A 22,694-nucleotide genomic window follows, 5' to 3' on the forward strand; every position below is an offset into this window, starting at 1 on the left:
GGTCATGCTCCGTAGCCGTAGTAGGCGCCGAAGCGGCGGCCACTCGGGCTGAAGTTGGCCGCGTTCAGCAGCAGCTGGATGTTGGGACAGCCTGACAGCAGCGAGATCGCATCCTCGAGCGACTGCTGACCGGTGCGGTCGGCGCGGCAGATGACGAGCGCCTGGCCGACATACTGAGCAAGTTCCGCAGCCGGCGATGCTGCCAGCGCGGGGGGCGAATCGAAGATCACGATGCGGTTCGGCGCGCCCTGGGTCAGGCGGTCGAGCACGGTCGCTGTACGCGAAGAGCTCAGGTATTCACTGTCCGATGTGGTGGCATCGCCGGCAGGCAGGACCTTGAGGCCCGGCACGTCGGTAGCGAGGACGAGTTCGGTGACGTCGAGCGAAGGATCGGCCAGCGCGTCCATCAGCCCGCGACCGCCCGGCAGGCCGAGCGCGCTCAGCACCGAGGGCTTGGCGAAATCGGCATCGACCAGCAGGACTTCGCTTTCCTTCTCGGCCGCGATCGACAGCGCGAGATTGACCGCGCAGTAGGTCTTTCCCTCGCCCGGATGCGGCGAGCAGATCAGCACGCGTTGGGCCTTCGCGTCACCGCCCTGGCGCTTGAGCTCGGCGGCGTTGAGCAGCAGCTGCCGCTTGACGATGCGGAACTCCTCGAGCGTCGCAGTGACATTGCCTTCGGGCACGATGAAGCCCTGGCGCCGCAGATGCTCGCGATCGACCCGGTGCGGACCGCCGGCAGCGATCGGCGACGGCTCAGCGGCCGGAGCGGGAACGATTTCTGCGACCGGTTCCGGCGCAATGGCAACGGGCTCCGGCTCGATGACTTCGGGCTCGAGCTCGACAACGACGGGATCGGGCTCGATTGCGGCCGGCATAAAATCTGGTTCAGGCTCTACGATTTCAGGCGCGGGTTCCGACTGATACCGCACAGGTTCGGGACGCACGATCGGCTTGATATCCAGCGGCGGTGGCGAAAGCTTGCCCCAGCCGAAGCTTTCGACGGCGCGCTCGATCAGCGAGGCGCCCGGAACTTCGACCGGCTGTTCGCCGTCCTGCGGCAGGGGGATCTTGGTCTGGTCGGTCATGCCACTCCCCTCAGGCCACCATGCTGCGCTGGATGAACTCGACCGCCATCAGCAGGACGAAGACCCCGCCGAGCGCACCCGCGCCTGCGAAAAACAGCTTCAGCTGACGCTGACGCGCCGCCTGGGCCGCTTCGGTCAGTGTGCGAGAGATCGCGCCCAGCACCGGCAGACCGATCGCCTTCTCGAGCTTAGTCGTGGTCGAGAACGAGCCGCGCAGCTGGCCGAGCGCGAAGGCCGCGCCGACACCGGCGCCGAGGCCGACGATGAGCACGCCGAGCAGCAGTACCGGGCGGTTCGGCGCGATGGGTGCGCGCGGCGTCGTCGGCGGATCGACCACTTCGAACTTCACCGCCTCGCGTTCGGTCTTCACTTCGCCGCGCAGGCGCAGTTCCTCGCGGTCCTGCAGAAGCTTGTCGTACTGTGCACGAAGCACGTCATAGTCGCGGCCGATCCGCTGCGCCTCGGCGGCAACCTCGGGATCGTTGATCTGGCGCGAGGTCAGATTGGCCACTTCGGTCTGCGTCATCGTGCGGCGCGCCTGGAGCGACTGTACGCTGGCCTCGCGGTCGGCCTTGATCGACTGGAGCGAGCTGTAGGCGGGATTGGGTACCCCGCCGAGATTGCCGTTGTCGCCCTGCGCCGCCGTGCGCAGCGCCGCGATCTGGTTCTTGACGTTTATGACGTCGGGATGATTGTCGGTCAGGCCGCGCGCGCGCATATTGGCAAGGTCGGTCTGGGCCAGGGCCAGTGCGTTCTTCGGGCCGCCCGTACCGGGCGCGCCCGGCAGCGTCGCCGGCGTGCCGGCAAGCTGGCCGTTGATCGCAGCGAGCGCGCTCTGTGCCCCGGCGAGATCGGCGTCGATCCCGCGCAGCTCGGTGCGCGCGGCCTCGAGCCGCTGGACGCCGCCGACACCGCCCGCGACCATGTCGGGGTTCTTCGCCTCGAACACCTGGCGGCGCTGTTCGGCCGCTTCGAGTTCCTTCTCGCGCTGGGCGAGCTGGCCGTTGACGAAAGTCAGAGTCTCGGTGACCTCGCCGCGACCGCCCGAGAGGTTCTCCTCGCGGAAGAGGTCGATCATCTTCTGCGCGATTTCCTGGGCCAGCTTGGCGTTCTGCGCCTCGGAGAGCGAGCTTTCGTGGGCTTCCGCGGTGATCTCAAAGATGTTCTCTTCGGTGCTCACCATCTTGATGCTCTTGCCGAGCTTGAGCACCGCGGCTTCCATTTCCTTCGGAGAATTCACCGAATCGCCGAGCCGGGTCGAGCGGACCACCTTCTCGAGGTTGACCGCGCTGGTCAGCGTCTGGCGGATGCGTTCGATGTCGCGCTTGCGGTCGGCCACGCCGATGCCGATCTGCTCGGCCAAGGCGTCATCGAGCTGGATGAAGATGCGGGCCTTCGATTCGTAGGTGTTGGGCACCATCGCCACGACCAGCCAGCCGAGCAGGCACACGACCCAGGCCACGCCCAAGGCCAGCCAGCGCCGGTTCCAGACGCCGTGCAGCGCGGAGAGGATTTCGTCGTAGAGCCCGTTCATCGCAGCGATCCGCCTCCCGCCCTCAGAACATGCTCTCGGGGATGATGATCACATCGCCCGGCATCAGCATCACGTTGGCGCGGGTATCGCCCTTCTTGAGAAGGTCGCCGAGCTTGACCGCGAATTCCTTCTGCTGGCCGCTAGTCTTGTCGAAGCGGACGAGCTTGGCGCGGTTGCCCGAAGCGAATTCGGACAGGCCGCCGACGGCGATCATCGCATCGAGCAGCGTCATGTTGGCGCGATAGGGCAGCGAGGCCGGCTTCTCGGTCGCGCCGACGATGCGGACCTGCTGGCTGAAGGTGCCGGCGAACTTGTTGACGATCACCGAGACCAGCGGATCCTGAATGTACTGCGACAGCTGGAGCTTGATATCCTCGGCCAGCATCGAGGGCGTCTTGCCCACGGCCGGCATGTCGGTGATCAGCGGCGTGGTGATGCGGCCGTCCGGGCGCACCTGGACATTGGCGCCGAGCTCGGGGTTGCGCCAAATGAACACGGTCAGCTCGTCGAGCGGGCCGATGACATATTCCTCGCCCGGGCCCTCCTGCATCGCCACGAAGGAAGCGGACGGCAACTCGGGCTTCGACGTGCTGGCGCAGCCCGTCAGCAGAAGGCTGGCAATGGCGCTCCCGGCAAGGAGCCGGACAAAGCGGTCGCGGGACATCGGTACATCCTCAACAGCACCGGACCGCGCGCAGGATCGAGCTATCCCACGCACAAATCAGGCGATTTCAGACGCAGCTATCGGGAAAAAGGGTAAATATAGCGTTAGGCTTGGCAGCTATTCGCGTCGGAACGGGACAGTCCGATGCCGCCGTCCCATTTCAGGACTTGGCGTTACTGTACCGCGAGTTCCGCCTGAAGACCCGTCCGATCGATCTTGCCGTTAGGTCCGATGGGCATGGCATCGCGCCAATGGATCTGCTTGGGCTGCATGAAGTTCGGTAGCTCCTGCATGAGCTTGCGCGGCAGTTCTGTTTCCGCGTCCGAGCTTCCGGGAAGCGCGCGAACCACCAGATGGACAGTCTGGCCAAGCCTTTCGTCAGGCAAGCCGAGCGCCACGGCTTCGGCCACCAGCCCAGTCGCGAGCGCCGCTTCCTCGATCTCCTGCGGGCTGATGCGATTGCCCGCGCTCTTGATCATCGCGTCGCGGCGCCCGACGAAATAGAGCAGGCCCTCGGCGTCACGCCGCACCCGATCGCCCGACCAGACGGCCATGCCGCCGTAGCGCGAGGCGGCTGGCGCTGGCTTGTAACGCTCGGCGGTGCGCCCGGCATCCTGCCAGTAACCCTGCGCGACCAGCGGTCCGCAATGGACCAGCTCGCCTTCTTCTTCGTCCGCAGAAACCTCTCCCAAATCATTGATAACGAGGATTTCGGCGTGAGGGATGGCTTTACCCATCGAAGTTGGATGCGTGTCGACCAGCACGGGATCGAGGAAGGTCGAACGGAAAGCCTCGGTCAAACCGTACATCGCAAATAGCCGCGCCTGCGGGAACAGCGCGCGCAGCCGGCGCACGAGATCGGGCGTCAGCGCGCCCCCACTGTTGGTCAGCCGGCGGAGCATCGCGCGCGTTTCGTCGGGCCAGTCTAGTTCGGAAAGCTGGACCCAAAGCGGCGGCACCGCTGCGAGCGTAGTTATGCCATGGCGTTCGACCGCCTTGATGACGTCGCGTGGCGTAAGGTAGTCGAGCGGAACTAGGCTCGCGCCGGCGTACCAGCTCGAAAGCAGCTGGTTCTGGCCATAGTCGAACGACAAAGGCAGAACCGCAAGCGTGCGGTCGTCATGTGTCAGTTCCAGATAGCTGGCGACGCTTTCCGCGCCGAGCCACATGTTCGCATGGCTGAGCATCACCCCCTTGGGCCGCCCGGTCGAACCGCTGGTGTAGAGGATCGCGGCGAGATCGCCGGGGTGCGCTTCCGACCGCGTCAGTTCACAGCCCAGCGATCCGGCTTCGGAAAGCGCATCGGCTTCCAAGACTACTTCACAGCTATCGGGCACATCTCCTTGTTCCAGGCTGGAAAGCCGAGCCGGCGTACCGATGATCATCAGCGAACCGCTGTCGCCGAGAATATGCGCGACCTGCGCATGCTTGAGCAGCGGATTGATCGGCACGTGGACGAGGCCCGCCCGCGCTGCGGCGAGCGGCATCAGGCAGGTCAGTTCACCCTTGGCCGCCCAGGTCGCGACCCGTGCGCCCTTCTCTGGCACGCGCTGGCTCAGCCAGCCCGCCAGGAGGGAGACACGCGATCTTAAGGCCTTGTAGCTAAGCGTCTCTCCGCGCAGCACGAGCGCGGGGGCCTCGTCGGCTCCCCGAAGCGCGAGGTGGTCGAGCGACCGGGTCGTGGTTTCGGGTTCCGCGCGCAAGGCTGCTGAACACTCCAAGTGTGGGGGAAAAGGCGGGTGATCGCCATCGAATATCACGCCGATCTTAAGGAAGTGCAATCGGACGCGACGCTCGCGGCCCTGCTTTCCCCAGAGATGCAGCATGCCCCTTTCGACCGCCTCGCATGGTGGCAAGGGCTCGCCGATCATTGCGGGCTAGAGCCGCTGCTCGCCGTGGCACGCGACGGCGATGCCGCCGCCGTGCTGCCCTTGCAGCGCGCCGGCGGTCAGCTCTCGGGGCTCGCCAACTGGTATAGCTTCCGCCTGCGGCCGGTTTCATCGCCCGGTTCCGATGTCGCCGGGCTTCTGACTGCCCTTGCCCGCGATCTCGCCCGGCGGGCGCCCCGCGTGACACTGTCGGGCTTACCGCAGGAAGACGGCAGCGCCGACCTCACCGAAGCCGCGTTCCGCAAGGCCGGTTGGGTCGCGCTGCGCGAAGCTTGCGACACGAACCACGTTCTCCACCTCGCGGGCCGCAGCTACGACGAATACTTGGCAGGCCGCCCCGGCCCCCTGCGCACCACGCTGAAGCGCAAGACCAGCAAGGTCGAAACACGCATTCTCAATCATTTCGATGACGAAGTATGGGCAGACTATGAGGATATCTACGCCGAAAGCTGGAAACCATCCGAAGGCTCTCCCGACTTCCTGCGCGCTTTCGCCCGGGCGGAAGGCGAAGCAGGACGGCTGCGTCTCGGCGTAGCCCATGCCGAAGGCCGCGCGGTGGCCGCGCAGATGTGGACCGTCGAACGCGGCACGGCCTTCATCCACAAACTGGCGCACCGCGAGGAAGCCAAGCCGCTTTCGCCCGGCACGGTGCTTAGTGCCGCGCTGTTCCGCCAGGTCATCGATGAAGACAAGGTCACGCTCGTCGACTTCGGCACGGGCAACGACGGCTACAAGCGCGACTGGATGGAAGAGGTCCGCCCGCGCTACCGACTCGAGATGCTGCGCCCCGAAGCGCCCGGGAACTGGCCTTTTCTCGCCAAGCGCGCGCTCAAGCGCCTTGCGGCTGGCGGTAACCATGGTTAGAGGCCCGGCACTTTCACCCATCCTGTGCCCGGATCTGGGCCGAGAGAGGCCCATGACCGATACCGACCAGCTTCTGCGCCGTATCCTCACCGACGTCCTGGGCCTCAAGGCAGGCCAGGCCGAGGGCTTTGACGCAGACACCGGTCTGTTCGGCCATCTTCCCGAACTCGATTCCATGGCCGTCGCCGGCCTGCTGACCGAAATGGAAGACCGCCTCGATATCGTGATCGAGGACGACGAGATCGACGGCGAATTGCTGGAAAGCTACGGCTCGCTGCTCGCTTTCGCCGAGGCCAAGCGCGCCACGGCGTGACGCCCGTTCTCTGGCCCTGCCCTTTGCCTGACGGCGGCAGCGCCGAGGAATATGCCCTTACCTTCGACCAGGGCCGCGACAAGCGGCTGCTGATCGTGCCCGCGCTGTTCGACGAGGCCAACCGCATGCGGCGCTTCACCGTAGAGGTGATGCGCCGGCTCGATGGCGCCGGGATCGACAGCTTTTTCCCCGACCTTCCGGGCTGCAACGAAAGCCTCGAGCCGCTCGAAACCCAGACGCCGGCGCGTTGGCGTGAGGCCATGAGGTCAGCCGCCGCGCATTTCGGCGCAACGCATGTAATGGGTGTCCGCGGTGGCGCCCTGTTGACCCCCGAAGACCTGCCAACCTGGCACTATACCCCCGCCAAGGCCGCCTCCATCCTGCGTCAGCTGATCCGCTCGCGCATCCTGACGGCGCGGGAAGCGGGCATCAGCGAGAGTCAGGAAGGGCTGATGGAAACCGGCCTCGCCGAAGGGCTCGAACTCTCTGGCTTCCGGCTTGGTGCGGCGTTCCTGCGCGAATTCCAGGCACTGACACCTCCGGTCGGCGCCTCCGAGATCGCCCAGGACACAATCGGCGGCGGCGGACTCTGGCTGCGCGCCGAGCCCGACGAGGACCGGCAGCAAGCCGATGCGCTGGCGGCCGCGCTCGCGATCGGGATCAAGGTATGAGCCGGCGACATGTCAGCTTCGCCTGCGAAGGTGCGACGCTGGTCGGCACGCTCGACAGCGCCGATGGCTCCACAGGCCTGTTGCTGGTCAGCGGCGGCAACGAATTGCGCTCGGGCGCCTGGGCGGGACAAGCGCTGCTCGCCGCGCGGATTGCGGAAGCAGGCCATCCGGTGTTCCGCTTCGACCGGCGCGGCGTTGGTGACAGCGAGGGCGTCAACGGGGGTTTTCGTAGCAACGCGCCCGACATCGCCGCGGCCCTGGCCGCATTTCGCGCCGAGCAACCGGGCCTGACGCGCGTAGTAGGCTTCGGCAATTGCGACGGCGCGAGCGCGCTGATGCTCGCTAAGGGAGCGGAGCTCGACGCTCTGGCTCTGTCCAACCCCTGGACGATCGAGAGCGACGATGCCCCGCCCCCGCCCGAGGCGATCCGTGATCACTACAAGCGCCGGGTCAGCGATCCTGCGGCCCTACTGCGGTTGCTGACGGGCAAGGTCTCGCCGGGCAAGCTGATCGCGAGTCTGCGCGACGCGCTGCGCAAACCGCCACCGCCGAGCACCTTGGCGCAGGACATGGCCGCCGGTATTGCCGGTTTCGCCGGCCCGATCCGCTTCCTCGTCGCCGAACGCGACCGCACGGCGCAGGCCTTCATCGCCGCCTGGGACAAGGCCGACACGCGCATCCGCCGCTGCCGCGAGGCGACGCACAGTTATGTCGAAACCTCGGCGCGCGACTGGCTCGCCGATCACCTGATCGAAATGCTGCGCGCCTAGCCCGCCGCAGCGGCCAACTTGACCGCTTCGAACTCGCGCTCGGCAAGGAAGCGCTCGGCATCGAGCGCGGCCATGCAGCCCGTGCCGGCGGCGGTCACCGCCTGGCGGTAGGTGTGGTCCATGACGTCACCGCAGGCGAAGACGCCCGGGATCGCAGTCTTGGGCGTGCCCGGCTCGACGACGATGTAGCCGCTGTCATCGAGCTGGAGCTGGCCCTTGAACAGCTCGGTCGCCGGGGCATGACCGATCGCGACGAAGGCGCCCTGAGCATCGAATTCGCTCTGCTCCCCGGTAATCATGTCGGTCAGCAGCAGTGCACGCAACGCACCTGTCGCCTCGTCATGCAGGAAGCGCTCGACCTTCTTGTGCCAGAGCGTTGAAACATGCGGGTTGGCCTCGAGCCGGTCCTGCAGGATCTTCTCGGCGCGCAACGTGTTGCGGCGGTGGATCAGGGTGACGTCCTGGCTATGGTTGGTCAGGTACAGCGCCTCCTCGACCGCGGTATTGCCGCCACCGATCACCACGACCTTCTTGCCACGGTAGAAGAACCCGTCGCAGGTCGCGCAGGCCGAAACGCCCTTGCCGCCCAGTTCCTGCTCGCCCGGCACGCCGAGCCACTTGGCCTGGGCCCCAGTGGCGATCACCACTGTATCTCCCTCGTAGACGTCGCCGCTGTCGCCGAAGGCGCGGAACGGATGGCTGGAGAGGTCGACCGAGGTGATCGTGTCCCATAGCATCCGCGTGCCGACATGCTCAGCCTGGGCCTGCATCTCCTGCATCAGCCAGGGACCCTGGATGACGTCACGGAAGCCCGGATAATTCTCGACGTCGGTGGTGATGGTCAGCTGCCCGCCGGGCTGAAGGCCCTGCACGACGATCGGCTGCATCCCGGCGCGAGCGCCATAGATCGCCGCCGTCAGACCGGCGGGTCCGGAGCCGATGATGAGCATGCGGGTGGTGTGAACGGTCATGAATTCCTCCGACCTGCGAAATAGGATGGGCGGGTGGCTTTTGCCAAGCCGGTCCGACGCAGCAATCCTTTCATCGCAAATAGTGTCTGTATCCTGGGGACCCTATCGCCCAGAATGGCGTTCAATCCGCAAGTTTGGGAGACGCGATTATGCACAGCAACCTTGCCCCGGCCGCCGAACTCGCCGCCCATCGCGCGCCGCGTTTCGCGAACGAGAGCGCCGAATATGCCCGCGCCCGCGAAGCCCTGCTGGCAGAGGAGATTGAAACGCGGCGCCATCTCGGCCGGCTGGCGGCGCAGCTTCGCGAACTGCCGCAGGGTCCGGAGATCGAGGAAGACTATCGCTTCATCGATCCCAACGGTGCCGAAGTCGGCCTTGCCGAGATGTTCGGCGGCCACGACACGTTGGTGATATACCACTGGATGTTCGGCCCTGACCGCGAGCGCCCCTGCCCCATGTGCACCGCGACGATCGGCTCGCTCAACGGCAACGGACGCGACATCGCGCAGCGGGTTGCCCTGGCGATCACCGGGCGGTCGAAGGTCGAACGGCAGATCGCTTTCGCGCAGGAGCGCAGCTGGCACAACCTGCGTTTCTTCCAGAGCAAGGGGGATTACTGGGCGCTCAAGATCGGCGGGCTGGATCCGGACAAGGGCTGGGAATATCCGGCGCTGCTGGTGCTCCAACGTGAGGGCGACAAGATCCGGCTGCACTGGATGGGCGAGACCAACCTCCAGATGGCCGATCCTGGCGAGGACTCCAGAGGCGCCGTGGAAATACAGGCTTTGTGGAACGTTCTGGACCTGACGCCCGAGGGCCGCGGCACCGACTGGTACCCGAAGCTCGACTACGCACCCGATTGACGTAGCTGCTTCGCGGAAGCAATGCGGGGCATGCGCGAATTCGGACCCACATCGAACAGCTTCATCTCGCAGCGGCTGCGGCTCCACTACGTCGACTGGGGCAATTCCGATGCGCCCCCGCTGATCCTCCAGCACGGCGGCCGCGATCACTGCCGCTCGTGGGACTGGGTGGCCGAGGAGCTGGCGCGGGACTGGCACGTCATCGCCCCCGACCTGCGCGGCCACGGCGACAGCGCCTGGTCGCCCGAGGGGCATTACGCCATGGACGCCTTCGTCTATGACTTCGCCCAGCTGATCCACACGCTGGGCTACGAGCAGGTGACGATCATTTCGCATTCGCTGGGCGGCAACATCGCCACGCGTTTCACCGGGCTCTATCCCGAAAAGGTGCGCAAGCTCGTCAATATCGAAGGCCTGGGCCCCTCGCCCGAGATCCGCGCCCAGCATGACGCCGAAGGCACGGCTAACCGCGAGCGCAAGTGGATCGACGACAAGCGCAGGGCGGCCGGCCGCCTGCCGCGCCGCTATCCGACGCTCGCGGCCGCCTATGCACGCATGAAGGAAGAGAACGGCTTCCTGACCGACGAGCAAGCCCGTCACCTGACGATCCACGGCGCCAGCCGCAACGAGGACGGCACCTGGAGTTGGAAGTTCGACAACTACCTCAACGTCTGGAGCGCGACCGACATCCCCTATGCGGACGTCATCAAGCTGTGGGAGGCGATCACCTGCCCAGTCCTGATGTTCTACGGGACCGACAGCTTCGCCTCGAATCCCGAGAAGGACGGGCGAATGCAGTACTTCCCCACAGCCAGCCTGAAGGTCTACGAGAAGGCCGGCCACTGGCTGCATCACGACCAGTTCGACCGCTTCGTCGCCGACGTGAAGGCATTCCTCTAGCCGCTACTTGGCGACCAACGCGCGCCGAATACGCTCCTGCAAAGCCGCATCGACGCCGAGCACATCGGCAAGATAGGCATCGAGCGAACCGTGGCTGGCGTGCATCGCCGTGAAAGCGGCCTCGAGGAATTCGGGGCTCACGCCGCGCAAAGCGCGTGAAGCCGCCTCGTCCATCTGCGCGTAACGCGAAGCGTCGCCACTGGCCCTGCCCTGGAAATCACGCCCGGCCATCGCCTGGTTGGTCAGCAGATAGTCGGCCATGGCATCGTCGGGATGCACGCCCAGGACATGATGGGTCAAGGCGACGGCAACGCCGGTGCGGTCCTTGCCTGCGAAGCAGTGGATCAAGTTGACCCCGTCACCCTCGGCCAGTGCCGCGAAATGGCGGCGATAGACCGTCACCAGATTCGGGCGATAGGGCATTTCGGTGTAGAGTCGGCTCATGGCGCCGCGCGCGTCGGCCTCCGTCACAACACCCGCACCGGCATCGACATGCGAAGCCAGCGCCGCCGTTTCACCTTCGCAGGTAAACACTTGTGCGGAAAAGCTCGCATGACGCCGGCAGGGATTGAGCTGGCGCTCACTGTCGCCGCGCAGGTCGGTCACCGTCGTCAAGCCGAGCGCGGCGATCAGATCGAGGTCGCCGTCGCTCGCCATGACATGCTGGCCCGAGCGCCAGAGCACACCGCGTTTCACGCGCCCGCCGCCAGCGACCGCATAGTCGCCGTAGTCGCGGAAATTGTTGACGCCTTCCAGCGTCAGGATGCGTTCGCCAACCACTTCGTCATTCACCACGATCAATCCTCCACCAGCGCGGCACGCAGCCGGGCCTTCATGACATCGTCGACACCCAGCACATCACGCAGATAGCCGTCGGTCGAACCGTGCTTCTCGGCCATCATGGCGAAGGCCGATTCGAGATATTCGGGCTCGACCCCCATGAGAATACGCAGAACCTCGGAGTCGAGCTGGCCGGTCACCGCAGTGATCGTCGCCATGCCCGCAGCGATCCGCGCCTCGACGTTACCCGCCGTATTGGTCAGCAGATAGTCCGCCACGATGTCGTCGCGGTGAACGCCGGCCGCTAGATGCACCGCGGCGACGGCGATGCCCGTGCGGTCCTTGCCGGCCATGCAGTTGACCAGGCTCGGTCCTTCGACCTCGGCCAGATCGGCCAGCATCCGGCGCATCGCGACGACGAGTTCGGGGCGGAAGGCGATCGCACCGTAGTTGCGGCGCAGTCCCTCGCGCGTGGATGCCGCGTCGCGCTGGCGCGTTACTGGCGCGGCGGCGACATGCGGCGCGGCATGTGCTGCTGACACGCCACCGGCCCGCGGCGCTGGATCCTCGCCGAAATAGATCTCAGCAGCAAAGCCATTTGGCCGGCGGCAAGGCTCGGCATTGCGCTCCTTCGACGAGCGCAGATCGTACACAGTCACCAGATCGAGCGAAGCAATCTGCGCGAGGTCCGAGTCGGTCGCTCCGTGGTGCTGGCCCGAACGCCAGAGCAGGCCGCGGCGCAATCGCCCGCCGCCGGCGACCGCATAGCCCCCGTAATCCCGGAAATTGTGCACCCCTTCGAGCGGGAGCACCCTGTCTTGCGAGATATTCATTTTTCTTCCTATTGCCGATACTAGCTATGCTTAGTATCGGCGGCGGGGATGAGGAAACGGGAAATCGCATGAACGCCGAGAGTACGATAGCCGCTGACCATGACAGTCAGACCGACGTGCCGCGGCAGCGCAGGGGCCTGCGACGCATTCTGATGCTCGCCGCGCCCGTCGTGGTGCTGATCGGTGCGCTCTATTTCTACCTGACCGGCGGCCGCTACGAATCGACCGAGAACGCCTCGCTGCAGACCGGGCTGGTCGCAGTCAGCGCCAGCGTCAGCGGCAAGGTCACGGCGATCGAAGTCACCGAGAACCAGCTCGTCCACAAGGGCGACGTCCTGTTCCGCATCGATTCCGACAGCTTCCAGACCGCGGTTGCCGCGGCCGAAGCGCAACTTGCCGATGCGCGTACCGACATCGGCTCGAAGCAGGCCGACTATCAGGAGGCGCTATCGCAGGTCAGCGCGGCCAGGGCGCGCGCCAGCTATGCGCAGAACGAAGCCGCTCGGCAGGCCTCGCTGCTCAAGGAAGGCATCTCCTCGAAGGCCCAGGCCGACCAGGCAGCAACCGAAGCCCGCACCGCGCGCGACACCATCGCCGCAGCCGAAGCCAAGGCCGAAAGCCTGCGCGCCGGCCTGTCGGGCAATGTCAGCGGCCCCGCCGATGCCCAGCCGGCCGTGCGCCGGGCTGCCTCGCAGCTCGAGACGGCCCGTATCTCGCTGCGCGACGCGGTCGTGCGCGCGCCGCAGGACGGCATCGTCACGCGCGTCCATCAGCTTCAGGTGGGCAACTATGTGACCGCCGGGCGCACCGTGTTCATGCTCACCGGTACGCGCTTCTGGGTCCAGGCGAACTTCAAGGAAAACCAGCTGCGCTACATGCGCGTCGGCCAGCCGGCGACGGTTAAGATCGACGCCTTCCCTGATCGCAAGCTGAAGGCCCACGTCGCCAGCTTCAGCCCGGGCACCGGCAACAGCTTCTCGATCCTGCCGGCCGAGAACGCCACCGGCAACTGGGTGAAGGTCGTCCAACGCCTGCCGGTGGAGATCGCCATCGACGAGGCGCCCACCGACCTGCCGCTGCACACGGGACTCAGCGTGGTCGTCGAGGTCGATACCGGCCACGAGCGCCACCTGTTCGGCGCCGATACGCCGCCGACCTCGCCCGCTGCCAACAAGGCGCCAGCCGCCGCCCGGCCTTGATCCTGCCCGGGCCGTGAGCCAGACCTACCCCGATCCGTTCCGACGCTTCATGATCACGCTGCCGTCGATGCTCGCATCGACGATGGTGGCGGTCGACATCACCATTGCCAATGTCGCCTTGCCACATATGCAATCGGCGCTCTCGGCATCGTCGGACCAGATCGTCTGGGTGCTCACGTCCTACCTGATCGCCGGCGCCATCGCGACGCCGCTCAGCGGTTGGCTTGCTGGGCGCTATGGCCGCAAGCTGGTCATGACGATATCGGTTATCGGCTTCACCCTCGCCTCCGCCCTCTGCGGCGCGGCCAACGATCTGTCGACCATCGTCATCGCCCGCGCTTTGCAGGGCGCGAGCGGCGCGGCGCTGATCCCACTCAGCCAGGCGATCCTGCTCGACATCAACCCGCCCGAACGGCTGGCCCGGGCCATGGCCGTATTCTCGCTGGGCTCGATGGCGGGACCGATCCTCGGACCGTCCGTAGGCGGCTATCTGACCGATGCGCTGTCTTGGCGCTGGGTGTTCTTCATCAACATCCCGCTCGGCATAGCTTCGTTCCTGCTGATGCTGGCTTTCCTGCCCGAATCGAAGAACGAAAGACGCGTCCGTTTCGACATGTTCGGCTTCGTCACCGTCTCGGTCGCACTTGCCGCGCTACAGCTGATGCTCGACCGCGGCGAGCAGCTCGACTGGTTCGAATCCGCCGAGATTCAGCTTTATGCCGTGATCATGGGCATGGCGACCTATTTGACCGCAGTCCACATGATGACTGCGAAGGACACATTCCTTCGGCCCGAGTTGTTCAAGGACCGCAATTTCGCGGTCGGCAGCCTAGTGCGTGCACTGCTCGGCGTGGTCGTCTTCGCGACCGTGCCCCTCGTCGTGGTGATGACCCAGAGCTTGCTTGGCTATTCGGCCTTCCGCACAGGCATGGTCGGCATGCCGCGAGCGCTGGGCACCGTCGCGGCCACGATGCTCCTCGCCCGCGTCGTCGGCAAGATCGATACGCGGCTGATCCTGGGCATCGGATTGCTGTTCTCGGCGGTTTCGATGCTGCTCTACGCGCGCATGGACCTCTACGTCGATCAGGACACGATGCTCTGGGTCGGCTTCGTCCAAGGCATCGGCGGTGGCTTCGTATTCCTGCCGCTGTCGGTCATGGTCTTCGCGACACTGTCCGACCGGCTGCGCAATGAAGGCGCCGCGCTGTTCTCGCTGACCGGCAACATCGGCAATGCCATCGGCATATCGCTGCTCAATCGCGAACTGATCCATTTCACCGCCGCCTCGCGCGCGCATCTGGTGGAAGGGGTCCGGCCCGACAATCCCATCGTGCAGTACGGCATGCCCGATTTCGACGCCGGATCGGCCACATCGCTGGCGCAAATCAACGGCGAAATCCTGCGCCAGTCGGCCATGGTCGGCAATGTCGATATCTACTACCTGGTCTTCTTCGTCAGCCTGGCGATGATGCCTCTCGTCCTCCTGCTGAGAACCCCCGGCCCCCGCGCCAGCCGCGAACCCTTGCCGGTGATGGAGTAAACCGATGCGCAATACCCTCCCCCCTCGCAGCCCTCGTCCTGCCCCTTATGGCATTGGGCGCCTGCACCGTGGGACCGAACTTCACCGCCCCGGCCGCGCCGCCTCCGCAGGCCAACTATGCCGGCGACGGCTCCGGCCGCGCGGCGCTCGGCGAAGGACCCGATCGCGGCTGGTGGACGGCCTTCGGTTCGCGCGACCTCGATGCGCTGGTCGACCGCGCCATCGCCAACAACCACAGCCTGGCGGCGAGCAAGGCAACGCTCGAACGCGCGCGCGAACGGATCAACGCGGCGCGCGGGCGCACGCTGCCCCAGGTCGACGCCAATGCCCGCGCCGAATATCAGCAGCTCAATCTCGCGGCATTCGGCTTCGACGCCTTTGCCAGCAGCGACGGGCAGAGCATCAAGAACCCCAAGTTCGATCTCTACACGATCGGCGGCGGCGTGACCTACGACCTCGATCTGTTCGGCCGCAACCGCCGCGCCGTCGAGCAGACCGTGGCCGAGGCGGAGGCGGTCCAGCGACAGACCGAGGCGGCGCATCTCGTCATTGCCGGACGTGTCGTCGAGCAGGTCATGATGATCGCGGCACTCAACGATCTCATCACCACCCAGCATACGCTGCTCGACGAGGACCAGCGCAACGTGACCCTCACGCGCAAGCGTCAGGAAGGCGGCGTCGGCACGCTGGTCGAAGTGCTGAGCGCCGAGGGCCAGCTCGCCGAGGACCGCGGCGGGCTGCCCGCGGTAGAACAGCAACTCGTCGAAGCGCGCGGCATGTTGGCCGTGCTGCTGGGAATCTCGCCCGGCGAACTCGAAACGACCAGCTTCACGATGGCCAGTTTCACCCTGCCCGGCCAGGTGCCCGTCGCCCTGCCCTCAGCCCTGGTTCACAAGCGGCCAGACATCCTCGAAGCCGAAGCCCGGCTCCACGCCGCCACTGCAGCGGTGGGCGTAGCGACTGCGCAGCTCTATCCCGACATCACCCTGGGCGCGAACCTCTCGCAGTCGACGTCGGTGCCCGGCAGCATGTTCAGCAGCCAGTATCGCGGGTTCGACATCTTCGCGGGCCTCACCGCGCCGATCTTCCATGGCGGTACACTGAAGGCGCAGCAGCGCGGCGCCGAAGCCGACGCCCGGGCAGCGGCAGAAACCTACAAGCAGACCGTGACCGAAGCTTTCGGCCAGGTCTCAAACCTGCTCTCGGCGCTCGACACCGATGGACGGGCGCTCGCAACACGGCAGGAATCGGCGCAGATCGCGCAGCGCTCGCTCGGCCTCTCGCGGCGCAGCTTCCAGGTCGGCAACAGCGGCGTCCTGCAGGTGCTCGAGGCCAACCGCCTGTACCAGCGTGCCGAACTCGCGCTGGTCCAGGCCCGCTCACGCCAGTACCTCAACGTCGCCCGGCTCTATGTCGCTACCGCGGGCGGCTGGGTGCAAGATGTAGCACAAGCGCCGGGAGCAACGCCTCAGTCCTAGGTTTTTTAATGCGTTAACCTGTCGCTAACCCTAACCAGACAGCCCGTCTTAAGCATAACCACCTATCGCCTTCCGGATAAGCCATCGCGGAGGTCATTGGTGAATCGCAGAACCGAGAGCCGTCTGTTCGTCGAAGTCCCCGGCTCGTATCAGGCAGGCGACGGCGCTCCGTGCCATATCGTGTTCTCGGCGATCTCATCGAATGGGTGCCGGCTCAATCACGTCGAGCCGGACGTGAGCGTGGGTGACATCGTCGCAGTGAACCTCGGCCCGATCGGCCCGCTCCAGGCGACCGTCCGTTGGCGCCACGAATCGAGCGCCGGCGTCCAGTTCCACGAGACGCTGGAAATGGCGATCGTCGACTTCTTCGCGGCCTATTGCGGCGCGGCTGCCTAAGCCGCCGACTTCGGATCAATATCTCGTTGGTAAACCGAGATTGACTTAGACGCTCGCAATCCGATCGGTTACTTGGGCCCTGCGGTTCGGGCCGATCCTTGGCCCGCGTGATCCTCGGGGAGGGATGATGCGCGTCGTTGCAGTCCTGGCCGCCGGCATCACGCTCATGGCATCGGTTTCGGCGAGCGCGCAGAGCGCCCGCCCTTCGCTGCAGGACAGCTTCCGGCTCGGAAACGCGCGCGGCGCGCTCTGCCAGATGCAGAGCCAGGGCAGCGACCCTGCCATTTCGGGCATATTCGACCGCTCCTGGGCGATCGTCTGCCGCGACGCGGCGCGCCCGGTCGGCCAAGTCTATGCCTTGCGCGACGATGCCACCGCGCCGGCTCGCCTCGCAGCTTCGCGCGGCGCCGGCATCACCTGCGAAGCCGGAGAGGCGAGCACCGAGATCATCGATCTGGGCCGCGTGGCGGTCACGCTCTGCCGGCTCGACGAGAGCAATGTCGGCTACAAGATCTACCGAATCCGCATCGGCAAGGTGACCTATGCGGCGCAGGGCCTCGCCGGCTACGACAGCGCGCTCGAACTGGGCCTGCGCACCATCGCCGCCGACCGCATCGTCGATGGCGAAGTCCGCGTCGCCACGACCGGTCTGGCCGATCCCGTCGCCTTCGCCCGCGTCCAGGCCGGCGCACTCGACCCCGCGCAAACGCTCGCCGAGGGCTATCGCCGCAACAACGCCGGCAACTATGCCGAAGCCGCCGAATTCTTCGATACGCTGCAGAACCGGCTGAATGCCGAGGACGGCGCGCAGGGCAGCGCTGCAGGCCGCGATCAGCGCCTGCACGAATACATGGTCAACCAGGCGCTGCAGAAGTCCAACCTCGGCGAGTTCGCCGAAGCCGACGCGCTGTTTGCCGAGGCCACCCGCGTGCCCACGCTCGATCCGGTGCAAGTCCGCCTGGCTCGCAATTTCGAGGCGATGCACCTGCTGAACCAGAGCAAGCTGGACGAGGCTTCGGCCGTCCTGGCGCGGCCGGTGGTCGCGATGGCCGAACTGGGCGCCGGCGCAGGCGTGGAGATCACCCCGTCGCTGTCGGCCGAGATCAATTCGAGCCTGCCCGCGGCCCAGCGGATGGGCGGCACCCAATCGGCGACGCTCTCGCCCGAGGAACGCGCCGCGATCCTCAATGCCCAGGCGCTGCAGCTGCGCGCCACGATCCTGCGGCTCCAGGGCAAGCCGGCCAAGGCGCGAGTCATGCTGGTCAAGGCGCTCGCCGACGCCACCTCGATCCGCGAGGGCCGTGTCACCTCGATCACCCGCCTGCGCGCGCAGATCATGGCCGAAACCGCGCTGACCCATGAGGACCAAGGCGGCTATGCCGCCGCCGAAGGGCTGCTACGCGGCGCGCTCGAACTGCTGCGAACCTCCTATCCCGAAACCACGGCGATGAACGGCGGTCGCGCGCGGCTCGCCGCCTTCCTGGTCCGTCGGGGCAAGAACGACGAGGCGATGACGCTCTACCGCGAAGTCGTCGCCAACACAGCGGCGAACCGCGCCAGCACGACCGGCCTGTCGAACCAGCTAGCGCCCTATTTCGACCTGCTCGCGGTGCAGATCCCGGTCCGGCCCGAACTGGCCGCCGACATGTTCCTCGCCAGCCAGACGCTGGTGCGTCCCGGTGTTGCCGATACCCAGGCCGTGCTCGCACGCGAACTGCGCGATGGCGGGGGCGAGCCGGCGGCTCTGTTCCGCCAGGCGATCAGCCTGTCGCGCGACATCGAGCGCACGCGGATCGAGATCGGCCGGCTCAATGCCATCGAGAACCGCGACAGCACGATCCGCGACCTGATCGCCGCGCGCGATGCCGACCTCAAGACGCTGGTCGAGCAGCAGTCGCTGACTTTCGCCCGCCTATCCGAATTTCCGCAGTATCGCGCGATTTCGACCCAGGCGATGACACTGGACGATCTCAAGGCCGCGCTTCGCCCGGGCGAGGCCTATTACAAGATGGCGATCGCCGGCAGCGGGGTCTATGCGATCTATGTCGACGCTCAGGGCGCGACGGCCTGGAAAACGCCGCTCTCGGCGGCCGATCTTGCGGCGAAGGTCCGTGGCCTGCGCGAGACGATCTCGCTGGTCGAGAACGGCCAGAACGTCACCTATCCGTTCGACGTCAAGCTGGCGCGCGAGCTCTACGACAACCTGTTCGGTCCCGTGGCGGCGCGGCTGGCGCCGGTGCAGCACCTGATCTTCGAGCCTGACGGCGCTATGCTGCAACTGCCGCCCAACCTGCTGATCGCCGATCAGGCAGGGGTCGACGCCTATCTCGCACGCACCGCCGATCCCAAGGCCGACGAATTCGACTTCCGCGGCATCGAGTGGCTCGGCCGCAACCACGCGGTTAGCACTTCGGTCTCCGCGCGCGCCTTCCGCGATACCCGCAGCGCCCCACCTTCGACCGCGACGCGCCAGTACATCGGCTTCGGCGACAACGCCCCGGTAACGCGCGGCATGACCTACGCCAGCGGCACGCGCGGCATGGATGCCAGCGGCGCGACCGACTGCAACTGGCCGCTCAGCGAATGGAACAAGCCCGTCGCGGCGACCGAGCTCCGGCAGGCGGCATCGCTGATCGGCTCCAACAGCACCCAGGTCGTCACCGGAGCCGCCTTCACCGACACGGCCGTGCGCCAGCGCACCGACCTTGCCGATTACCGCATCCTGCACTTCGCGACGCACGGCTTCGTCACCGCCCCGCGCCCCGAATGCCCGGCCCGCCCGGCGCTACTGACTTCGTTCGGCGGCGGCGATTCGGATGGCCTGCTGAGCTTCAAGGAGATCTACGACCTCAAGCTCAACGCCGACGTCGTGATCCTCTCGGCCTGCGACACCGCCGGCGAGGCCAGCCGCTCGGCAACGCTCGAAGCCGGCGTGACCACCGGCGGCGGCTCGGCGCTCGATGGCCTGGTCCGCGCTTTCGTCGGTGCCGGCAGCCGCACCGTGGTCGCCAGCCATTGGCCCGCACCCGACGATTTCCAGGCGACCGAGCGGCTGATTTCGGGCCTGTTCGAGCAAGGCGCCGGCAAGCCGCTGGGAATCGCGATGCGCGACGCAGCGCGGTCGCTGATGGACGACCCGGCGACCTCGCACCCCTATTACTGGTCCGACTTCGCCATTATCGGCGACGGCGCGCAGCAGCTTCTCGTGCAGCGCTGAGCACCGGCGATGGCAGAGTTCAAATCGACACGGTTGCTGTTCCGGCGATCGGCCCGGTCCGTGCCGCGGGAACGGTGCTGCTGTTGATTGCAGCCGTCATCGTCGCGCGGTTCGCCTGGACCCTGCCGGCCATACCGCTGGCGGAGCGTGCCGCCTACGATCTGCGTCAGGTCTGGGCCGCGCCGAAAGTAGAACCTGACAAACGTATCGTGATGGTCGTGTTCAACGACGAAACGCTGATCAATACCAAGAAGCGATCGCCGCTCGACCGCGCCACACTGGCCCGGGCGCTGCGCAGTCTCGATACGATGGGGGCCAAGGGAATCGGCATCGATATCCTGGTCGACCAGGAGCAGGATGAGGACCCCGAGCTGATCGCCGCACTGCGCGCGATGCAGACTCCTACCTATCTCGCCTACGCCTCGTTCGGCACCAACAAGAACGAAATCGGCCAACGGCAGCAGCAATTCCTCGACGGCTTCCAGAAAGCGATCGCCACCGACAAGGTGAAGCCGACGAGCATTCGGCTGGAAGTAGACCGGGACAACGTCGTACGCTCCTGGCCCAACGTTTTGCCCGGTTTGCCGCCGCTGATGGCCAGGGCGCTCGCGCCCGGCCATCCGGCTTTCGACAACTACACCGGCAGCATCCGTTTCCGGCAGCCGAAGTACAATGAGTACGGCGTCTACAACAAACTGCCGATCGACGTGTTCGCCACCGGCGTGACGATCCCGCAGCTGGCCGATCAGATTCGCGGGCGCTACGTCCTGATCGGCGGCGACGTCACCGACTTCGACAAGTTCGAGACGCCGCTACGCCTGCTGCCGGCCAACGAAGACGCGGCGCAAGACTTTACGACGATGATCGGGCTCGAAGTCCATGCCACGCTGCTCTCGCAGCTTCTGGACAATGCGCCGTTCACACGAATTCCGGACGGCATTCTCTGGCTGGGGGCATTCTGCGCCGTGCTTCTCGGCGGGGTTTCAAGCCTGGTTTCGGGCAGCTGGTGGCGTACTGGTGTGATCCTCATCGCCCAGGCCGTGATCGTCGCTTACGCGCCGTTCAAGCTCCAGGAACACATGATCGACACGCAGGACCTGCCCGTGGTCGGCTCTGTGCTCGGCTGGATCATGGGCTTCATCGCGGTCGGCTCGGCGGCGCGCGAGGTCGGCTCGGAGGAGCGCAAGTTCGCACAGTCGGCGCTGGGCAAATACCTTCCGCGCGACATCGCCAACCAGATCATCCAGGACCCCGACCAGCTCGCGCTCAAGGGCGAGCGGCGCGAGATCTTCGTCGTCTTCACCGATCTCGAGGGCTTCACCGCGCTGACCCATGCGATCGACGCTCAGGACACGGCGATGCTGCTCAACCGCTACCTCGATCTGCTCAGCGACGTCGTGCTCGAGCATGGCGGGACGATCGACAAGTTCGTTGGCGACGCCGTGGTCGCCTTCTGGGGCGCGCCGATCTCGCGGCCCGACGACGGGACGCGGGCGGCGCAGGCCGCCCATGCCATGTGGCAGGCGGGCGAGAAATTCCGCAAGACCCACCGCCCCGGCATTCCGCCGATCGGCCGCACGCGCGTCGGGCTCCATTTCGGCGAGGCGATCGTCGGCAATTTCGGCGGCGACGACCGCATCCAGTATACAGCGCTGGGCGACAGCATGAACACCGCGGCGCGGCTCGAAGCGGCGAACAAGAAGCTGGAGACCAGCGTCATCGCCAGTGCCGAAGCGGTCTCGCGCTCGGGGCTCGACTGGTGGCGGCCGATGGGCCGCATCACCCTGCGCGGCCGTTCTACCCCGGTCGACATCTTCGAACCGGCGCCGGGCATGACTAACAGTGCGTTAAGCCACATCCAGGCCGTGCTCGATCGGGTAGCGAAAGGCGACGGCAATGCCTTGGCCGAGCTGGAAACCCTCGCGGAAGGCAGCCCCGACGATGCGGCGCTGCGAAATCTGGTACACCGAATGCAGTCTTTGAAATCTGGAGGTTCCTATGTTCTCGACTAGGCTCGGCTATGGCGCAGTCGCGCTTGCCTGCGCGCTCGGCTTCGGCGGCGCGGCGATCGCGCAGACCATCGTGATCAGCGCCTCGGGCCCTTCCGCGCGATCTTATCCCGCGGGCAAGTCGCTGGCCGCAGGAACGCGCATCGTGCTGGCGGCCGGCGACACGCTGACCGTGCTCGACAGCCGCGGCACGCGGACGCTGCGCGGACCGGTGACCACCGCCGCCGAAGCCGCTGCGACCACGACCAACCCCAGCTTCGCCGCGCTCGTCGCCACGCAGAACCGCCGCCGCGCCCGCACCGGGGCGATCCGCGGCACGGGCGAGCCGCCCAAGCCCTCGAACCTGTGGTACGTCAACGCCACGGCCGAAGGCACGGTCTGCGTGACCGATGCGGCGTCGGTTCAGATCTGGCGTCCCGACATGCAGAAAGCCGCGACCTTGACCATCAAGGCCGAGTCCGGCCCGACCGCCAGCGTTCCCTTCATCGTCGGCCAGAGCGTCACCTCCTGGCCTTCCGCGCTGCCTGTTGCCGAGGGCGCCAGCTATGTGCTGAGCGACGGCGGCCTCGCCCAGCCAGTGCGCGTGCGCTTCACCATGATGGCCACGCCGGCGAGCGATCCCGCGAGCATTTACGCGGCGCTCGACGCCAAGGGCTGCAATATCCAGAAGCAGCTCCTGCTCGGCGCGATGTCGCGTAACCAGTAGGGCCGTCGG

General features: G+C 66.4%; 20 protein-coding genes. 13 read left to right on the plus strand and 7 right to left on the minus strand.

Features of this window, described 5'->3' with window-relative positions:
• Positions 1-2: 2 nt before the first annotated feature.
• The 4 genes from KRR38_RS07710 to KRR38_RS07725 all read right to left on the minus strand — a co-directional run bounded on the left by KRR38_RS07710 (position 3) and on the right by KRR38_RS07725 (position 4,989).
• The gene (locus KRR38_RS07710; protein WP_217400272.1) at positions 3-1,088 is read right to left on the minus strand and encodes a capsular biosynthesis protein; all 1,086 of its coding nucleotides are present in this window, start codon (positions 1,086-1,088) and stop codon (positions 3-5) included.
• Positions 1,089-1,098: 10 nt separating this feature from the next.
• Positions 1,099-2,622 carry an XrtA system polysaccharide chain length determinant gene (locus tag KRR38_RS07715; protein ID WP_217400274.1) on the minus strand — a complete coding sequence of 508 codons (1,524 nt, stop codon included), beginning with the start codon at positions 2,620-2,622 and terminating at the stop codon, positions 1,099-1,101.
• Between the two features lie 22 nt (positions 2,623-2,644).
• Entirely contained in the window at positions 2,645-3,286 is a 642-nt protein-coding gene (locus tag KRR38_RS07720) for an XrtA/PEP-CTERM system exopolysaccharide export protein (protein WP_217400276.1), read from the minus strand.
• Between the two features lie 173 nt (positions 3,287-3,459).
• A complete protein-coding gene (locus KRR38_RS07725; RefSeq protein ID WP_254514678.1) occupies positions 3,460-4,989 on the minus strand; it encodes an acyl-CoA ligase (AMP-forming), exosortase A system-associated in 1,530 nt (509 codons plus the stop codon).
• A gap of 36 nt (positions 4,990-5,025) precedes the next feature.
• Here KRR38_RS07725 and KRR38_RS07730 point away from each other — a divergent pair, with 36 nt between their 5' ends.
• From KRR38_RS07730 to KRR38_RS07745, 4 genes are read left to right on the plus strand one after another with little or no spacing between them, the layout of a single operon-like run.
• Positions 5,026-6,039, plus strand: coding sequence for a GNAT family N-acetyltransferase (locus KRR38_RS07730; RefSeq protein ID WP_309140994.1), 1,014 nt, complete (start codon positions 5,026-5,028; stop codon positions 6,037-6,039).
• A gap of 52 nt (positions 6,040-6,091) precedes the next feature.
• Positions 6,092-6,352, plus strand: coding sequence for an acyl carrier protein (locus tag KRR38_RS07735; protein ID WP_217400282.1), 261 nt, complete (start codon positions 6,092-6,094; stop codon positions 6,350-6,352).
• Positions 6,349-7,023: a hypothetical protein gene (locus tag KRR38_RS07740; RefSeq protein ID WP_217400284.1), complete on the plus strand. Its 675-nt coding sequence runs from the start codon at positions 6,349-6,351 to the stop codon at positions 7,021-7,023. Before KRR38_RS07735 ends, KRR38_RS07740 begins: the two co-directional genes overlap by 4 nt.
• A complete protein-coding gene (locus KRR38_RS07745) occupies positions 7,020-7,793 on the plus strand; it encodes a hydrolase 1, exosortase A system-associated (RefSeq protein ID WP_217400286.1) in 774 nt (257 codons plus the stop codon). Before KRR38_RS07740 ends, KRR38_RS07745 begins: the two co-directional genes overlap by 4 nt.
• Here the strand turns inward: KRR38_RS07745 and trxB are convergent.
• Entirely contained in the window at positions 7,790-8,764 is a 975-nt protein-coding gene (trxB, locus tag KRR38_RS07750; protein ID WP_217400288.1) for a thioredoxin-disulfide reductase, read from the minus strand. The genes KRR38_RS07745 and trxB overlap by 4 nt on opposite strands.
• A 149-nt stretch (positions 8,765-8,913) precedes the next feature.
• On the opposite strand from trxB, the gene KRR38_RS07755 reads away from it, so the two are divergent.
• Together KRR38_RS07755 and KRR38_RS07760 are read left to right on the plus strand one after the other, a co-directional pair.
• Positions 8,914-9,627, plus strand: a complete 714-nt coding sequence (locus KRR38_RS07755; RefSeq protein WP_217400290.1) for a DUF899 family protein — start codon at positions 8,914-8,916, stop codon at positions 9,625-9,627.
• 30 nt (positions 9,628-9,657) lie between these two features.
• Positions 9,658-10,527 carry an alpha/beta fold hydrolase gene (locus tag KRR38_RS07760; RefSeq protein ID WP_217400292.1) on the plus strand — a complete coding sequence of 290 codons (870 nt, stop codon included), beginning with the start codon at positions 9,658-9,660 and terminating at the stop codon, positions 10,525-10,527.
• A gap of 3 nt (positions 10,528-10,530) precedes the next feature.
• On the opposite strand, the gene KRR38_RS07765 is transcribed toward KRR38_RS07760, so the two are convergent.
• Both KRR38_RS07765 and KRR38_RS07770 read right to left on the minus strand, forming a co-directional pair.
• Positions 10,531-11,322, minus strand: a complete 792-nt coding sequence (locus KRR38_RS07765; protein WP_309140995.1) for a tyrosine-protein phosphatase — start codon at positions 11,320-11,322, stop codon at positions 10,531-10,533.
• A 2-nt stretch (positions 11,323-11,324) separates the two neighbouring features.
• A complete protein-coding gene (locus tag KRR38_RS07770) occupies positions 11,325-12,140 on the minus strand; it encodes a tyrosine-protein phosphatase (protein WP_217400294.1) in 816 nt (271 codons plus the stop codon).
• Between the two features lie 68 nt (positions 12,141-12,208).
• Between KRR38_RS07770 and KRR38_RS07775 the strand changes: the two genes are divergently transcribed.
• The 7 genes from KRR38_RS07775 to KRR38_RS07805 all read left to right on the plus strand — a co-directional run bounded on the left by KRR38_RS07775 (position 12,209) and on the right by KRR38_RS07805 (position 22,685).
• Entirely contained in the window at positions 12,209-13,339 is a 1,131-nt protein-coding gene (locus KRR38_RS07775; protein ID WP_217400296.1) for an HlyD family secretion protein, read from the plus strand.
• 13 nt (positions 13,340-13,352) lie between these two features.
• Positions 13,353-14,879 (plus strand): DHA2 family efflux MFS transporter permease subunit, encoded by a 1,527-nt coding sequence (locus KRR38_RS07780; protein ID WP_309140996.1) that lies wholly within the window; start codon positions 13,353-13,355, stop codon positions 14,877-14,879.
• A 47-nt stretch (positions 14,880-14,926) separates the two neighbouring features.
• Positions 14,927-16,357 carry an efflux transporter outer membrane subunit gene (locus tag KRR38_RS07785; protein WP_217400298.1) on the plus strand — a complete coding sequence of 477 codons (1,431 nt, stop codon included), beginning with the start codon at positions 14,927-14,929 and terminating at the stop codon, positions 16,355-16,357.
• A gap of 99 nt (positions 16,358-16,456) precedes the next feature.
• Positions 16,457-16,753: a PilZ domain-containing protein gene (locus KRR38_RS07790; RefSeq protein WP_217400300.1), complete on the plus strand. Its 297-nt coding sequence runs from the start codon at positions 16,457-16,459 to the stop codon at positions 16,751-16,753.
• 127 nt (positions 16,754-16,880) lie between these two features.
• Positions 16,881-19,970 (plus strand): CHAT domain-containing protein, encoded by a 3,090-nt coding sequence (locus KRR38_RS07795; RefSeq protein WP_217400302.1) that lies wholly within the window; start codon positions 16,881-16,883, stop codon positions 19,968-19,970.
• Between the two features lie 74 nt (positions 19,971-20,044).
• Positions 20,045-21,982 carry an adenylate/guanylate cyclase domain-containing protein gene (locus KRR38_RS07800; protein ID WP_309140997.1) on the plus strand — a complete coding sequence of 646 codons (1,938 nt, stop codon included), beginning with the start codon at positions 20,045-20,047 and terminating at the stop codon, positions 21,980-21,982.
• Positions 21,969-22,685: a hypothetical protein gene (locus tag KRR38_RS07805; protein WP_217400304.1), complete on the plus strand. Its 717-nt coding sequence runs from the start codon at positions 21,969-21,971 to the stop codon at positions 22,683-22,685. Before KRR38_RS07800 ends, KRR38_RS07805 begins: the two co-directional genes overlap by 14 nt.
• Positions 22,686-22,694 lie beyond the last annotated feature (9 nt).

Origin of the sequence: Novosphingobium sp. G106 (genome assembly GCF_019075875.1) — a bacterium.
Taxonomy (GTDB): Bacteria; Pseudomonadota; Alphaproteobacteria; order Sphingomonadales; family Sphingomonadaceae; genus Novosphingobium.